This window comes from Paenibacillus sp. FSL H8-0034 (genome assembly GCF_038000305.1).
Classification (GTDB): domain Bacteria; phylum Bacillota; class Bacilli; order Paenibacillales; family NBRC-103111; genus Paenibacillus_S.
The window spans coordinates 1,675,819-1,692,171 of sequence record NZ_JBBOBS010000001.1; the positions used below are offsets into that span (position 1 = coordinate 1,675,819).

13 protein-coding genes are annotated in these 16,353 nt (G+C 46.8%); 11 read left to right on the forward strand and 2 right to left on the reverse strand.

Annotation, left to right across the window (positions count from 1 at the left end):
* Positions 1 to 52 precede the first annotated feature (52 nt).
* Complete coding sequence (locus tag NST47_RS07610; protein ID WP_341154591.1) at positions 53 to 199, reverse strand: hypothetical protein; 147 nt, start codon at positions 197 to 199, stop codon at positions 53 to 55.
* A 647-nt stretch (positions 200 to 846) separates the two neighbouring features.
* Here NST47_RS07610 and NST47_RS07615 point away from each other — a divergent pair.
* Positions 847 to 1,995 (forward strand): cyclopropane-fatty-acyl-phospholipid synthase family protein, encoded by a 1,149-nt coding sequence (locus NST47_RS07615; protein ID WP_341154592.1) that lies wholly within the window; start codon positions 847 to 849, stop codon positions 1,993 to 1,995.
* Positions 1,996 to 2,112: 117 nt separating this feature from the next.
* On the opposite strand, the gene NST47_RS07620 is transcribed toward NST47_RS07615, so the two are convergent.
* On the reverse strand, positions 2,113 to 3,171 hold the full coding sequence (locus tag NST47_RS07620; protein ID WP_341154593.1) for a LacI family DNA-binding transcriptional regulator: 1,059 nt from the start codon (positions 3,169 to 3,171) through the stop codon (positions 2,113 to 2,115).
* Positions 3,172 to 3,591: 420 nt separating this feature from the next.
* Here NST47_RS07620 and NST47_RS07625 point away from each other — a divergent pair, with 420 nt between their 5' ends.
* From NST47_RS07625 to NST47_RS07670, 10 genes are all read left to right on the forward strand, one after another.
* Entirely contained in the window at positions 3,592 to 4,923 is a 1,332-nt protein-coding gene (locus tag NST47_RS07625) for an ABC transporter substrate-binding protein (RefSeq protein WP_341154594.1), read from the forward strand.
* 125 nt (positions 4,924 to 5,048) lie between these two features.
* Positions 5,049 to 5,954: a carbohydrate ABC transporter permease gene (locus NST47_RS07630; RefSeq protein ID WP_341159625.1), complete on the forward strand. Its 906-nt coding sequence runs from the start codon at positions 5,049 to 5,051 to the stop codon at positions 5,952 to 5,954.
* A 1-nt stretch (position 5,955) separates the two neighbouring features.
* Positions 5,956 to 6,798 (forward strand): carbohydrate ABC transporter permease, encoded by an 843-nt coding sequence (locus tag NST47_RS07635; RefSeq protein WP_341154595.1) that lies wholly within the window; start codon positions 5,956 to 5,958, stop codon positions 6,796 to 6,798.
* Between the two features lie 54 nt (positions 6,799 to 6,852).
* Positions 6,853 to 8,349: a DUF5605 domain-containing protein gene (locus tag NST47_RS07640; RefSeq protein WP_341154596.1), complete on the forward strand. Its 1,497-nt coding sequence runs from the start codon at positions 6,853 to 6,855 to the stop codon at positions 8,347 to 8,349.
* Positions 8,350 to 8,352: 3 nt separating this feature from the next.
* A complete protein-coding gene (locus NST47_RS07645) occupies positions 8,353 to 9,789 on the forward strand; it encodes an L-fucose/L-arabinose isomerase family protein (RefSeq protein WP_076235589.1) in 1,437 nt (478 codons plus the stop codon).
* Between the two features lie 83 nt (positions 9,790 to 9,872).
* Complete coding sequence (locus NST47_RS07650; RefSeq protein ID WP_341159626.1) at positions 9,873 to 10,820, forward strand: transketolase; 948 nt, start codon at positions 9,873 to 9,875, stop codon at positions 10,818 to 10,820.
* Positions 10,813 to 11,751, forward strand: coding sequence for a transketolase family protein (locus NST47_RS07655; protein WP_341154597.1), 939 nt, complete (start codon positions 10,813 to 10,815; stop codon positions 11,749 to 11,751). Before NST47_RS07650 ends, NST47_RS07655 begins: the two co-directional genes overlap by 8 nt.
* Before the next feature lie 12 nt (positions 11,752 to 11,763).
* A complete protein-coding gene (gene glpK, locus NST47_RS07660; RefSeq protein WP_341154598.1) occupies positions 11,764 to 13,305 on the forward strand; it encodes a glycerol kinase GlpK in 1,542 nt (513 codons plus the stop codon).
* Between the two features lie 42 nt (positions 13,306 to 13,347).
* A complete protein-coding gene (locus NST47_RS07665) occupies positions 13,348 to 14,820 on the forward strand; it encodes a DUF5605 domain-containing protein (RefSeq protein WP_341154599.1) in 1,473 nt (490 codons plus the stop codon).
* Positions 14,821 to 14,846: 26 nt separating this feature from the next.
* Complete coding sequence (locus NST47_RS07670; RefSeq protein ID WP_341154600.1) at positions 14,847 to 16,298, forward strand: DUF5060 domain-containing protein; 1,452 nt, start codon at positions 14,847 to 14,849, stop codon at positions 16,296 to 16,298.
* The last annotated feature ends 55 nt before the right edge of the window (positions 16,299 to 16,353 follow it).

Here is a 16,353-nt window from a genome sequence, read left to right on the forward strand (position 1 = left end):
CGTTTTTTTAATATATAAAAATGGCTCTACGCCACAACTCGTGCTTGACGACTTACGGACTGTCCATGCAGCAGATAGTAGCAGGAATACCAACCTGTGAAACGATGAAAAACATCGTTTCACGGAGAAACGTTGGATTTTGGGCTCTTGAAACGATGTTTTTCATCGTTACAGGTCTAGCCATCTTGTCGATCTTCATCGTCAAGCACTGATTTTGCAGTTGAGCCTAAACAATTATATATTTTAGATTTTGGGCTAGCTTCCCCCTTATTGTGCGAAGGGCAGCCGCGAATTGTGGGTAAATATGTTATGAGTAAACGAATACGAGCAATGATGAAGTTACCTTGGTATTTACGAATCAAGAGCTTGGAGGATTGAAGATAATTGACATTAAGGAGTAGAAGACAAAATAAAAAGTAATGAAAGAGGACATGGGTGTGGGGTGCAAAGTTTACGGGCCGTCTTTGAAGTCGTGTTCCCACCGCCCAACCTCATCCCTGGAACACGACTTCAACAACGGCTGGAACCCCATATCCATGTCCTCACCAAAGCACTAACGTATGGGTTTAGTCATGGACCTAGCCGCCCTCTTGTTTTCATTATTAAATTACATTCTACTTGTGGCAACCGGGTCTACACTTCCTTTAGAAAGGGAATAGTGTCTAGTAGCTTATCCAGTTAATTACTGACTCCAACTTCATTTCAAACTATAAATTTCCTGTTTTCATACCTAAATACAGCTTGTTGTTCATATATGTCATTGGGTAAAGGGAAAGAGCAGCACGCAGCAAATCACCGCTTTATTTGAATGGAAAGGAAGGATCGAATACGATGCAGAAATATATCATGGATAAATTTTTCGCTGGCATGAGGTCGGTGCCGTTTCAAGTTCATTATTGGGATGGTACCTCTACCGCGTATGGAGAGGATGTACCGCGATTTGCTCTGACTTTTAAGGAAAAGGTTTCGATCAAAGATTTTGTTAAAAATCCTGTCATGTCCTTTGGCGAGGGATATATGGATGGGATTATTGAAATCGATGGAAAAATTGAGGACGTTATTCAATTAGCGACCGGTAATCGTGAGCAGCTCTGGAGCCGCGCGATGCCACTCCTGTCCAAGCTCACTCCCAAGAGCAAACAAAAGGACGATGTTCAGCATCACTACGATATTAGCAATGAGTTTTATTCGCTTTGGCTGGATGAGACGATGAGCTATTCGTGTGCCTATTTTCGCACCCCTGAAGATACGCTGGAGCAAGCCCAGCTGCAAAAGATTGACCATGTGCTTAAAAAGCTCCAGCTTAAGCCCGGCGAGACGCTTCTGGATATTGGCAGCGGCTGGGGGTGGCTCATCATCCGCGCGGCAAAGCAGTATGGAGTCCAAGCAAAAGGGATTACCTTAAGCGAGGAGCAATACAAAAAAACCATGGAGCGTATTGCGGAGCAAGGTTTGCAGAATCAAGTAAAGGTTGAGTTAATCGACTACCGTGACTTGGCGGCGAGAGGGGAGCAGTTCGATAAAATCGCCTCTGTGGGCATGTTCGAGCATGTCGGTCAAGCCCATTATCCTACATTCATGCATGCACTTCAGACACTGCTGAGGGATAAAGGCCTGATGCTGCTGCACACCATCACCCACGCCAAGGAGGAGCCGACAGATCCCTGGATTCAAAAATATATTTTTCCTGGAGGCTACATCCCTTCTTTGCGGGAAATTGTCAACCTGCTTCCTGATTATGATTTCAACACCCTGGATATCGAAAATCTTCGTTTGCATTACGCGATGACCCTGGAGCATTGGGCTGCTCGTTATGAGAATTCGCTTGAGGAAGTAAGGAAAATGTTTGATGAGCGGTTTATCCGGATGTGGGATTTGTATCTGCAATCCTGTGCAGCCTTCTTCCGCTCAGGCAACCTGAATATTCACCAGGTATTGTTCTCCAAAGGCTTTAACAATGAGTTGTCGCTTACCCGCGAACATATATACAATTAAAGGTGCTTTCATACCCCCAAAAAGCTTGTTGCGCTATGACGAATGAAGTCCTGCTTCATCGAACGCATCAAGCTTTTTTTTATCGTACAGTTCCTATAGTTTATTGGTCTGCTAAGCTCAAAGCGCGGCTGCGTCGGTTTCTTTGACAGCAGCCGGACTGCACGATTTACGAATGACCAATTGCGTATCGATCAAGGATTTGATCTTCACCGTATCCCCATGCTCGATCATATCCAGCAGCTTGGAGACGGCAAGCTCCGCGATGGTGCTCTTTTCTACGTGAACGGTGGTCAATTCCGGTGTGATGATCGTAGATTCCTGAATGTTATCGAAGCCGACGATAGATATATCCTGAGGCACCCGAATGCCCAACTCGTTCAAGGCTTTAATCACACTGATGGCGATATAATCACATTCGCAAAATAACGCGGTCGGCAGATCATCCTTCAGCTCGGTAATTTTGTGTATAAACTCATGCTGTGCAGTGACGACTGTTGGTGATACCTCAAAATAGTGAGCTTTATCAACGGTGAGCTTATCCTCCTCCAAAGCCTGCAAAAAACCTCTCTTACGGGAATCAAAATTGTACATCCGCGAATTCGATTGTACATACCCGATTTTTGAATGCCCAAGCTCCAATAAATAACGTCCTGCCTGATAGGCTCCCATAACATTATTCATCACGATAAAATTCATATTTAACGTTTCCAGACAAGTATCGAGCACAACTAAATTCGGCTGTTTTTTGGCGATCAGTTGAATTTGCTCTGGAGTCAGATTGGTACCGAGTAAAATAATTCCGTTCGATTCGTGCTCGGTTTCCATCGTTTCCATGGCGTCCTCCAAATGGTCAGTGGTCACGGAGGAGAAGAACAAGGAGTATCCGCGTACACGGCACTGCTCCTCAATATGATGAATCAGCTCCATAAAAAAGGGCTGTTTATAGTACTGCTCCAAGACGATCCCGCTATTGGTGCAAGCGACAAAACGTAATGTTTTGGTTAAGCTGTAGAACTTGTCAGCCTTGATCATGGACCTTGGCAAATAGCCGCTGTCCTTGACAATTTTCAAAATTCGGGTTCGGGTATCCTCGCTAATGCCTGGTTTTCCACTAAGTGCTATCGAAACGGCTGATTTGGATACATTGGCCAGTTTAGCGATGTCCTCCATTTTCATGCTGTACTACACTCCTTCTAAATCACAGATGCATTTACTAAACTATTTTAGTTTACTACGCTCTTGTTTATTTAACAAGTTTGAATTTCGCAGGAGCGCTATTCACTTTGGATACATCGTGTTTTGCAGTGATGATAAAATAAATACAAGCTATATACATATAGACAAGTTTAGTTATTTATATAAAAAAGTTTATTTTATATATTGACTCATTTAGTAGCCGATGTTATGATTCGAGTGAGATTAGCAACTGGAAAATCCATCGAATAAAGCTGAATTATGTCATTATTACTCGGAAATTGGCGAAAACCCAGAAACGAAGGAGGTTTATTGAATAAAAAGATAACGCTTTCATCGTGCATTATAAATGTGGTATGAGGATTAAACAAATTTAGTAAAGATATTAGAGGAGGATATACAATGAACGTTAAAAAGAATGCGTCCTTGCTCGTTATGCTGGCCACTATAGCTTCTATGGTTGCTGCATGTACGCCAGGGGGAGGTGGATCTGCACCTGTAGAGACCAAACAGCCAACAGCAGCAGGCGCTACACCAACTCCAAGCAGTGATAAAAATGTTGAGCTGCGTATGATGTGGTGGGGCTCTCAAGCTCGTCATGATGCTACTTTAAAAGTGATTGATTTATTTGAGAAGAAAAATCCGAATATCAAAATAAATGGTGAATACATGGGCAGCGATGGGTATTTTGACAAATTAAATACTCAGGTTGCAGGGGGGAATGCACCGGACCTGATCCAGCTCGGTAACAACTATCCGGATTATGTGTCCCGCTCAGCGCTTTTGGATATTAATCCTTATATGGGTAAAGAAATCAACGTGGATAATTTCGATAAGGGGAATATTGAATCCGGCGCGATGGATGGTAAGCAGTACGGCATTATTTTGGGATCGAATGCATTTGGTATTGCTTATAACACGGAGCTGATTAAAAAATCCGGGCTTCAGCCCCCGACTGGCAAGTGGACATGGGATGAATTCGGTAAGTATGCGCAAGACTTGACCAAAGCGTTAGGCAAAGGCTATTACGGAGCTGTTGATGAATCGAGATTTCCATTATATCTGAACTATTTTGCCAGACAAACGAATAAAACCTTGTATAAGGATGGAAAGGCTGGTCTGGGCAAGGAAGAGATCGCCAACTGGTTTACGTTATGGGATAACTATCGTAAAGCAGGCAGCACACCTCCGGCCGAAGTCACAGCCGCTTATACAGAAGCACCGGAAAATTCTTCATTTGTTGAAGGAAAAACGGCGATGCACTTGATCTGGTCCAATCAAATAACAGCGTATCAAAAGCTGATGAAAGACGAAATCAATGTTGTGCTTCCGCCAACAGGAGGATCAGCACAAGGCTTGTGGCTGCAGCCGAGCCAATTTATGACGATTAATGCAAAATCGAAAAATCCGAAGGAAGCGGCGATGTTCATCAGCTTTATGGTTAACGATCCTGAAGCTACGATGATTCTTGGCAGCGAGCGCGGCGTTCCAGGCTCCTCCAAAGCTCGGGATGCTTTAAAAGCGAGCGCAACACCTGTTGATAAAAAGGTTTACGATTATATCGACATCGCCTCCAAAAATTCACGAGTGCCGGACAGAGAAATTCCAAATGGCAAAGAGTTTGAAACGACGCTCATTAATATGAGCCAAAAAGTAGGTTTCGCCAAGGAAACAATCGACAATGCGGCTCAAGAAGTATTTGCAGCTGCAGAGAAAGCTATCGGGAAAAAGTAAACGAACTTGATGTGAGAATTCGGACTCGGATGAAGATAATCCGGGTTCGTCTCTGACACAGCTTACATTTAAGAGGTGAAACAATGAATCAGGTTACAGCAGCAGATAAGAGTGCTCCCAGCACTATGAGCAGGTATTGGGTGAAGCTTTGGAAGAAAAACAATGTGCCTTATATGTTTTTATTGCCATGGTTTATAGGATTGTTCGCTCTGACGATTGGTCCTATGGTGAATTCCTTCTATTACTCACTAACAAAATTTGATGTGATTTCCCCGCCACAATTTATCGGGTTTGACAATTACAAAACAATGTTCACTGCTGACCCGAGATTTTTTACTTCATTAAAAGTGACATTTACTTATGTGTTTTTGTCTGTGCCATTAAAGCTGGCCTTCGCTCTGATGGTCGCTGCACTAATGAACAAGGGACTGCGAGGTCTTGGGTTTTACCGTACGCTGTACTATTTGCCCACCTTGCTTGGCGGCAGTGTGGCGATAGCGGTACTGTGGCGCAAAATATTCGGTGGCTCCGGTGTCGTCAATCAATTCCTTCTTCTATTTAATATTCATGCACCGGACTGGGTATCCAATCCATCCTATGCACTGTACTCCATTGTCTCGCTTTCCGTCTGGCAGTTCGGGTCCTCGATGATTATTTTTCTGGCTGGACTGAAGCAAATTCCGCAGGATTATTACGAGGCTTCGCAGATCGATGGAGCAGGCAAAATCAAGCAGTTTTTGCATATCACCTTACCTCTGCTCACACCGGTTATCTTTTTTAATTTAGTTATTCAATTGATTGGTTCGTTTCAAGCCTTTACCCAATCCTTTATTATAAGTGGCGGGCTTGGAGGCCCCATGGACTCGACGTTGTTTTACACGCTGTACTTGTATATGAAGGGCTTTGCGTTCTACGAAATGGGCTATGCTTCCGCGATGGCGTGGGTGCTGCTCGTTATTATCGGCATTGTAACCGCTATACTATTTGGTTCATCCAAGTATTGGGTGCATTATGCAGACGGGGGGAAATAAGATGGCAGCTGCCAACCGAATAAACCGTTACCTGCTCCATGCTGTTATCCTCATCCTGGGTCTGATTATGCTGTATCCGATTCTTTGGTTGATCAGCAGCTCCTTGAAGCCTGCAAATTTGATTTTTACAGATATGAGTCTGTGGCCTAAGGAAATCACTTTTGATAACTACATCAAAGGCTGGGCAGGGATTGCACGTGTAAGCTTTTTAACCTTTTTTACGAATTCCTTTATTATCTCGGCTCTTTGCGTGGCTGGTAACATCTTATCCTGTTCGATGGCGGCGTACTCGTTCGGCAGGCTTGATTTTTCCTGGAAAAAGGTATGGTTCTCGCTCATGCTGGTTACGATTATGCTGCCGCATCATGTGACGATCATTCCTCAATACATTTTGTTCAAAGAGCTGAACTGGATTGATACGTACTATCCATTGACAGTGCCGAAATGGCTGGCTACAGATGCATTTTTTATTTTTCTGATGGTTCAATTTATTCGTGGGCTTCCCAAGGAGCTTGATGAATCAGCAACAATTGATGGCTGCGGACGGACACAGATTTACTGGCGGGTTATTATGCCGCTGGCAGCACCTGCACTGATTACAACAGCGATTTTTACCTTTATCTGGACGTGGGATGATTTCTTTAGTCAATTGCTTTACATCAATACAGCCAAGTTGTACACAATTCCGCTTAGTTTGCGGTTGTTTATGGATTCATCCGGGGAGTCTGCCTGGGGCGTGTTGTTTGCGATGTCGGTATTGTCGTTGATTCCAAGCTTGATTATTTTCTTCAGCAGTCAGAAGTATTTTGTTGAGGGAATATCGACCTCGGGAATTAAAGGCTAAATTCGGATCATGAGGTATAGAGATAAAGACTAATTCGTATAGGAGTGATGGGTTATGAAATCGAGTCAGCTTGCTTCATCTACAGTTAAAATCGAACGCTGGAGCTTTATCGAGCTATCCCTGGAGGGTCCGATTGACGGTAATCCCTTTAAGGATGTTCACTTGCAAGCACAGTTTAAGCATAAACAACGGGTCATTGATGTGGATGGCTTTTATGATGGAAATGGTGTGTATAAAATTCGCTTCATGCCGGATACCGAAGGGGAATGGACGTATTCGGTCAGCAGCAACGTCGCGGTGTTGAACGGATCAGCAGGAAGTTTTGTATGCTCGGCAGCCTCTGTCGGAAATCATGGCCCTGTTCATGTTCGTGATACCGACCGGTTCGCCTATGCAGATGGAACCACCTACCGACCTTATGGTACGACCTGCTATGTATGGACACATCAAGAGGAAGCCTTGCAGGAACAAACGCTGCAAAGCTTAAGTCATTCGCCATTCAATAAAATCCGCATGTGCGTGTTTCCGAAGCGCTACAGCTTCAATACGAACGAGCCGGAGCATTTTCCGTTTGTTGGCTCCAAGACGGATGGATTTGATTGGACCCGCTTTAACCCGCTTTACTTTGCAAGACTGGAACAAAGAATTGGGGAGCTGCAAAGGCTGGGAATCGAAGCGGATTTAATTCTCTTTCATCCCTATGATAATGGGCAGTGGGGCTTTGATCGGATGGATGCTGAAACCGACGAGTTTTACTTACGTTATGTGATCGCCCGATTGAGCGCATTTCGAAATATTTGGTGGTCACTTGCCAACGAATTTGATTTTATGAAAGAAAAAAAGCTGGACGATTGGGATCGCTTCTTCCGCATCGTACAGGAGAGTGACCCTTATCAGCACCTGCGATCGATTCATAACGGAACGAAAATGTATGATCCTACCCATTTGACGATTTACGATCATACAAAGCCTTGGGTGACACATGCCAGTATGCAGTATTGGGAGCTATCGCCGACCACGGCTTGGCGCAAGCTTTACAGAAAGCCGATTGTTGTAGACGAGTGCTGTTATGAGGGAAACCTGCCGCAGCGTTGGGGCAATATTACCGGTGAAGACATGACGGCGCGGATGTGGGATGGATTTATGCGTGGCGGGTATGTGGGGCATGGGGAAACCTTCTTGCATCCCGATGAAATCGTATGGTGGTCCAAAGGAGGCCAGCTCTATGGGGACAGTCCGGCGCGAATTGCTTTCTTAAGGCAAATTTTCGATGCTTCTCCTGAGGGGATTACGCCAATCGAGACCTTCCGCGATGCCCCAACGCTCGGTATTGAGGGGGAATATTATTTACAATATTTTGGTGTTCACCGACCGGCCTATCGGGAGCTTCCACTGCCCGAGGAGTCATGCTTTCAAATCGAAGTCATAGATACCTGGAATATGACTATAACAGCTTTAACTGGCGTTTACTCAGGTTTGACCCGTGTTAACATGCCTGCAGCCCCATACATTGCATTACGGGCATACCGGGTAGAAAGGGTGGAGAACTAATTCATGAGAACATTCAAGCTGGGTTATGCGCCGACGAGAAGATTTGTGTTCAGCGCGGAGGATGCTTTTAAATATAAAGTCTTGATTCGTCAAAAGATGGAGAGCTTCGGACTTCCAATCGAAATTGTTGATTTGGAGGGCTTGAATAAGGAAGGTTTACTGTACGACGACCTCTATAATGCAGAAGAAATTATTAAGCATTTTCAACATCAGGAAGTAGATGCTGTGTTTTTCCCGCACTGTAATTTCGGAACGGAGGATATGGTCGGTCGTGTGGCCAAAGCGATTGGTAAACCGGTGCTGCTTTGGGGGCCGCGTGATGAAGCGCCGCTTGAGGATGGTATGCGTCTGCGGGATACGCAATGCGGCTTGTTTGCTACAGGTAAAATTTTGCGACGTTTCAATGTGCCATTCACTTATATCACGAACAGTCGGGTTGACGACCCGGTATTTGAACGGGGCTTTCGTAATTTCGTGGCTGCAGCGAACGTGGTCAAGCATTTCCGCAGTATGCGGATTTTGCAAATTGGACCGAGACCGACTTCGTTCTGGACGATGATGTGCAATGAGGGTGAGCTGCTGGAGCGCTTCGGGATCGAGATTTATCCGATCACGCTGGAGGATATCAAACGCGCCTCCTTGAAGGCAGCGGCCAAGGATAGTCCCGAATTATTGGAAGCTATCCAATATATCAAAGAGAAGCTCGACTATACCGAGGTTGGCGAAGAGGCCGTCCGCAAAATTGCTGCATTAAAGGTTGCCATGAAAAACTATGCGATCCAGTCGAACTCTACCGCAATTGCGATTCAATGCTGGTCGTCGCTGCAGGATGCGATGGGGATCATGCCCTGTTTGGCGAACGCGATTCTAACAGATGAGCAAATTCCGGTTACTTGTGAAACGGACATTCATGGCGCGATTACTTCCATTATGGTGCAGGCGGCTTCGATGAATACGGCGCCTACGTTTTTTGCTGATTTGACGATTAGACATCCTGAAAATCCGAACGGCGAGCTGTTGTTCCACTGTGGAAACTTCCCGGTCTCGTTGAGTGTGGAAGAGAAGCCGAAGCTGCGTAAGCATTTTTTGTTTGATGATCATTCTCCGGGTACGCATGAAGGGGAAATAAAAGGCGGTGCCATGACGCTGGCGCGGTTTGACGGGGACCATGGGGAATATTCGATTTTTCTCGGCAAAGCCAAAGGGATTCAAGGGCCTTACACTCGTGGCTCCTACGTTTGGGTGGAAGTGAATGATTGGCCGCTATGGGAAGAAAAGCTGGTTAAGGGGCCTTATGTGCATCATGCTGTCGGTATTCATCAGGACGTGATTCCTGTTTTATTCGAGGCCTGTACGTATATTCCGGGTTTGATTGCAGATCCGGTTGATCCGACGGTTAGTGAAATTCAGTCCTGGCTGCGTGGGAACGAGTGGAAGTGACGGGGAAATCCGGTGAAGGGTATCGCTGCACGGCCAAATATCCTTACGATCGCTGTTGTTTCCGTACTTTTTGATTATATAAAATATTTAGCGGTAAAAGTACGGAAACAAAGGCGAGCGCAGACGCTTCTCCAGGATCATTTGGCCGCTCCGCTAGTTATTCACCGGATTTCCATCATAAAAGGAGTGTAGAGAAAATGAATATTCAAGATTTAAAGCGAAAAGCGGTTCAAATTCGCATGGATCTGCTGCAAATGGTATACGACGCGAAGACAGGTCATACAGGGTCGTCCTTGTGCAACACGGATATTTTAACGGCGCTTTATTACCATGTAATGAATGTGGATGCGGCTCGGCCTCAATGGGAGGACCGTGATCGTTTTATAGCAAGTAAAGGTCATGCGGTCGAATCCTTGTATTGCATACTCGCGGACAAGGGCTTTTTTCCCAAGGAGGAGCTGAGGACCTTTAGCCGTTTTGGCTCGCGGTTAATCGGGCATCCGAATAATAAAGTACCTGGTGTCGAGATGAATACAGGTGCGCTTGGGCATGGCTTATCGATTTCAGTTGGTATGGCCAAGGCAGCCAAGATGGACGGCAAAGCTTATCGCGTCTTTACTTTGATGGGGGACGGGGAGCAGGCCGAAGGCTCAGTCTGGGAAGCGGCGATGGCGGCGGCTCACTACAAGCTGGATAATCTGGTCGGCTTTATCGACCGTAATAAGCTGCAAATCAGCGGCAGTACGGAGGATGTCATGGGGCTTGAGCCGTTGGATGAGAAATGGAGCAGCTTCGGCTGGGATGTTATTCAGGTTAACGGCAACGACATCGCGGAGCTGTGTGAGGTTCTTCATCAAGGACCGCGTGTGGCAGGCAAACCAACGCTCCTTATGGCAAATACGATCAAGGGTAAAGGGGTATCCTTCGCCGAAAATGTACCGCATTGGCATCATCATGTGCCAAGTGATTCCGAGCTGGAGCTCGCTTTGGCTGAATTAACTGAAGAATTGAAGGTGATCGGACATGAATAAAATCGCGAATCGACAAGTGATATGTGAAACCTTATTGGACCAAGCCAGACAGGATCGGGATATCGTGCTGCTTGCCAGCGATTCAAGAGGCTCGGCGTCGATGGCGCCTTTTGTCAAGGAGCTGCCTGACCAATTCGTTGAAACCGGAATCGCCGAGCAAAATATTGTCGGAATCGCTGCGGGTTTGGCTGCCAGCGGTAAGAAGCCATGGGTCACCTCCCCGGCCTGCTTTCTCAGCATGCGTGCCATAGAGCAGGTAAAGGTTGATGTCGCATACTCGGGTACGGACGTTAAGCTTATTGGGATCAGTGGCGGGGTTAGCTATGGCGCACTGGGCATGTCTCATCATTCCCTTCAGGACATTGCGGTAACACGCGCCATTCCGGGCTTAACGATCATTCTGCCTGCTGATCGTCACGAAACAAAGAAGATGACCGAAGCACTTGCCGCCCATAAGGGAGGGGTTTATGTAAGAATCGGACGTAATCCTGTTCAGGATTGCTACGAATCTGACGATTATCCTTTTGAAATTGGCAAGGCCGTTACGCTTCGCGAAGGTACGGATATCACCCTTATTGCGGCCGGAGAAACCGTACGTGTTGCACTGGATACATCAGATGCACTCTCCAAGGAGGGCATTAGCTGCCGGGTAATCAACATGCATACGATCAAACCGTTGGATACGGAAGCCATTATCAAGGCCGCTCAGGAAACGGGTCGTATCATTACGGTTGAGGAGCACAGTATATTCGGAGGATTAGGTGCAGCTGTTGCCGAGGTCGTCGTGCAGAACTGCGCAGTTCCGATGAAAATTATTGGCATACCGGACGAACCGGCCATCACGGGCAATACAGCTGAGGTGTTCAACCATTACGGGATACATGCGGACGCCATCCGCTCCATTGCTGTCCATATGGTTAACCGAGTGTGAGGAGCTTGCGCTATGGAGAATAACGAGGCTTCACAAGGTCATCAAGCTTTCAACAAGCAGTATGATCACACTTATATATTGGCAGTCGATCAAAGCACATCGGGCACCAAAACCTTATTGATTGACAAGTCAGGCAGTATCGTAAGCAAATATGCAATTGAGCATGCCCAGATCTATCCGCAGCCCGGCTGGGTCGAGCATGATCCGATGGAGATTTATCGGAATGTAGTCTATGCGATCAAGCAGATTATAAGCAGAAGTGGGATTTCTACACGACAAATCGCAGCTATCACGATTACGAATCAACGTGAAACGGCAGTAGTTTGGGATTCGGCAACAGGGCTTCCTATATATAACGCGATTGTGTGGCAATGCCGCAGAACCGCTGATCAATGCGCAGAATTGAAGAATCAAGGCAACGAGCCTCAGGTTAAAGCCAAAACAGGTCTTGTTCTTGATCCTTATTTCTCTGCCAGCAAATTTCGCTGGATTAGTGATCAAGCAGCCCGGCATCATGATGTTGGCAATGAGCAGCAAGCACAGCTGCTCGCGGGTACGATCGACAGTTGGTTGATCTGGAAGCTGACCGGTGGAGCTGTTCACGCAACAGACTACACGAATGCAAGCCGGACCTCCTTGTTTAATATTCATTCGCTTCAGTGGGATGAGGAATTAATCGAGCTATTCGGTGTAGGTAATCTTAAGCTCCCTCAGGTTAAATCAAGCAATGAGATTTATGGCTATACGGCAGAGCCTGAGCTGTTCGCCGATTCCATTCCGATCTCAGGTGTTATCGGGGATTCACACGCTGCGTTATTCGGGCAGCTGTGTCACCGGCCGGGTATGGCCAAAGCTACCTATGGGACGGGTACCTCGGTGATGATGAATATTGGAGAGAGTCCGGTACCACCAGTGAACGGCTTGGTTACGGCAATAGCCTGGGGGATTAATGGCAAGGTGGAATATGCGCTGGAAGGGATCATCCACTGTACAGGTGATTGCATGAAGTGGGTACGCGATCAACTAGGACTGTTTACGGATTATTCGGAGGCAGAGACTCAAGCAGCTGCGCTTGCAGATAATGAGGGTGTATACCTGGTTCCGGCTTTTGTCGGACTTGGAGCACCTTATTGGTTTCCAAATGCCCGAGCCGCTATTGTTGGTCTGAGCCGAAGTAGTGACAAGAAACATATCATCAGAGCGGCGCTGGAAAGTATTGCTTATCAAGTGCGCGATACGATAGCATTAATGGAAGCAGAGTCTGGTGTCCCCATTGTGGAGCTGCGAGTGGACGGAGGCGCCGCCGAAAACCGACTGCTGATGCAGTTTCAGGCGGATTTGCTGCAGGCAGATATCGTAAAACCGTCCATTGCAGAGCTGTCTGCTATCGGATCTGCGTTTCTTGGCGGGCTGTGCATCGGCTACTGGAGCAGCATAGAGGAGCTGCATAAATTGGCTCAAGCTCCAATCGGGTACGCACATAAAATGGATAAACAAGTGAGTGATGGCTTCCATGAAGGCTGGAAAAAAGCGGTTCAATCTGTTATTTCCTGATCAGGGACATTGACAATGCAAAGGAAGTGAACAAAACAAGATATGGAATCTATCAATCAAGTCGAATGCTGGGGCATCTTTGAGCTTGCCTTGCCTTCTGCGGCGAGTTTGCTCGGAGGAGAGTTTGCAGGAAAGGTTATCTTTTCAAAGGGCAGCCGTGTAAGGGAAGTGGATGTCTTTAGCGATAACTCAGGCGGGTATCGGGCTCGTTTTATGCCAGATGAACAGGGTGAATGGCTATATCAAATAAACAGCAACTCTGTGGATTACAAGAATGGGTATGGCAGCGGTCGCCTCTACTGTACCGCGCCCTTAGAGGGAAATCACGGACCTGTTGGCGTTGTTAATGATAAGGATTTTTGCTACGCAGACGGTACGCCGTATTATCCGTTCGGTACGACTTGCCTGAACGGGTTTAGGCGTGAGCATATGGAATCGACTTTGGCGTCAATGGCAAGCGCTCCATTTAATAAAGTTCGAATTTCCCTGGATAGCAGCTTTGATGATTTTACCGTACTTGAGGAAGTGCTTGTCCGTCTTATGGAACTGGGCGTACAAGCCGAGCTGCTACTGGACTGTGGGTCTGGAGAAGCTCAGGCTGCAGCTTTTGTACAGCATGTCGTCATCAGACTGGCGGCATATCGCAATATTTGGTGGTCGCTGCATCTCCATGGAGAACAAGCTTCATTGGAGTTCAACAAGCTGGAGCTTCTTCGTATATGGGAGGAGCACGATCCTTACCATCATCTTATAACGATCCATAGCAATACTCCAGAAAAGGATTACGGGCATGGGAGCCTGACTCATGTCAGTCTGCAGGGTATGGATCCCAGTCAAGTTGCCTATTATGCCAGATTACACCGTAAGCCCATACTGATGGAAGTGTGCGGCTGTGAAGGAGATGCACCCACGCTATGGGGAAGCTTGCCTGGTCAGGAAATGGTTAACCGAGTCTGGGAAAGTATATGTAGAGGTGGATATGCCGGGCATGGCGAGATGTTTCTCCAGCCGGAGGGTCACAGTTGGCATTACAATGGCGGCTCCTTGCAGGGCTCTGCCGTAGCGAGAATTGCTTTTTTGCGCCGTATTTTGGAAGAAGCTCCGCTCGGACTTCGTTATATGCCGGTTTTTTATGATGCGGCAACGATTGGCTGCGAAGGGGAGTATTACTTGCAATATTTTGGTATTCACAGATTTCCTTCCAGAGAACTTCATTTACCTGAGGGTCGCTATAACGTCGAGATCATTGATGTGTGGAATATGACGGTTACGGCTGTAACGGGTATTTGTGAACAACATGTAACAGTGAAGCTGCCTACGCTTCCTTATCACGCCCTGCGCATACGTAGATGGTACCCGCAGGAAGCCAAATCCATCAAAAAATACGATTTATCCTTACAAGGCTTAGGTAGTACAAGCTTCATTACCGATACACCGAGTTCAGAGATACGCGATGCCGAACAGAATGACAACTATACGACTGATCTATCCAAGAAGGATCATTCACAGAGGTAAATAGAGGCTAGATCGGAGATGATGAGATGTTCAGCAAGGATGCAATCGGTATGGCTGCCGATACGCTGGAATGCTGGGGACGGTTTGAGCGCAGCTTTCACGGACCGGCTGCTGGGAATCCCTTTCAAGAAATCACATTTCAAGCGGAGTTCAGGCATCATAATCGTGTGGTGAAAACAGAAGGCTTTTACGATGGCGGTGGTAAATACAAGCTTCGATTTATGCCTGATGCGGTAGGAGCCTGGAGCTATGTGACATCCAGTAATTGCAAAGAGCTGGACGCTCAATATGGACAATTGCAGGTGGCAGCTCCCGTTGGAATTAACCATGGGCCCGTAAGGGTGAAGGATGCATACAGGTTTACTTATAGCGATGGTACGCCGTACCTGCCTTTTGGCACAACGCTGTATCATTGGTTTCATCACGGTGATGAGGCGCAGGAGCAGACAACCTTGGCCACACTCGCTGCGTCACCCTTTAATAAGGCTCGGATGTGCATACTGCCAACTGGAGAGATGAAGCCTTCGATGCTTGCTTTTGCCGGTAACAGGGAGCAAGGGGTCGATATACAGCAGTTTAACCCGGATTTTTTTGCGCATATGGAAAAAAGGCTCGATGATTTGCAGCAGCTTGGCATTGAGGCTGATATAATTTTGTTCCATCCGTACGACCAAGGCGTATGGGGCTTTGAGCAGCTGGAGCCAGAGGTAGAAGAAGCTTATCTGCGGTATGTGATAGCCCGGCTCTCTTCATATCGCAATGTATGGTGGTCGATTGCCAACGAGTTTGATTTTAATATACATAAATCCATGAGTGATTGGGATCGGTTATTGCAAACCGTGCAGCGTTTGGACCCTTACGGTCATTTGTGCTCCATTCACAATGGAACCAAGATGTATGATTATGAACGGACAGCCTTTTATGATTACACCAAGCCTTGGATAACACATCAAAGCATTCAGCATTGGGATACTTCATGGACGACAAGCTGGCTGGATAGATGCGGCAAGCCAGTCGTTATCGATGAATGCTGTTATGAAGGCGATTCGATTCGCAGATGGGGAAATATTTCGGGTGAGGAGCTGCTGCGGAGAATTTGGGAAAGCCAGATTCGGGGCGGATACGCGTCGCATGGTGAAGCTTACGAGGGTCAAGGGGGCGGTACCTGGATTTCCCGCGGCGGTACACTGGTGGGAGAGAGCCCGAAACGAATTCAATTTTTACGCGAATTGATGGAAGCGGGACAAGCAGACTTGTGGGAATTGGAGAGTGAACGAACCTGCTTCTGGATTTATTTGGGGCTTAGCCGTCCCGGCTATTGGGAGCTACAGCTTCCCGAGCAGCGGGCTTTCCACATCGATCTTATTGATACTTGGGAGATGCAGGTGGAGAGGTTTCCTCAGACGTATTGCGGAAGCTGTAAGGTTACACTTCCGAATAAATCATACTTAGCACTGCGGATTACTGCTGTTTCGTAAAGCGTGAAGAGGACTTGCAGGCAAATTTAGGGTACAATAGGGAGGGAAAATTAAT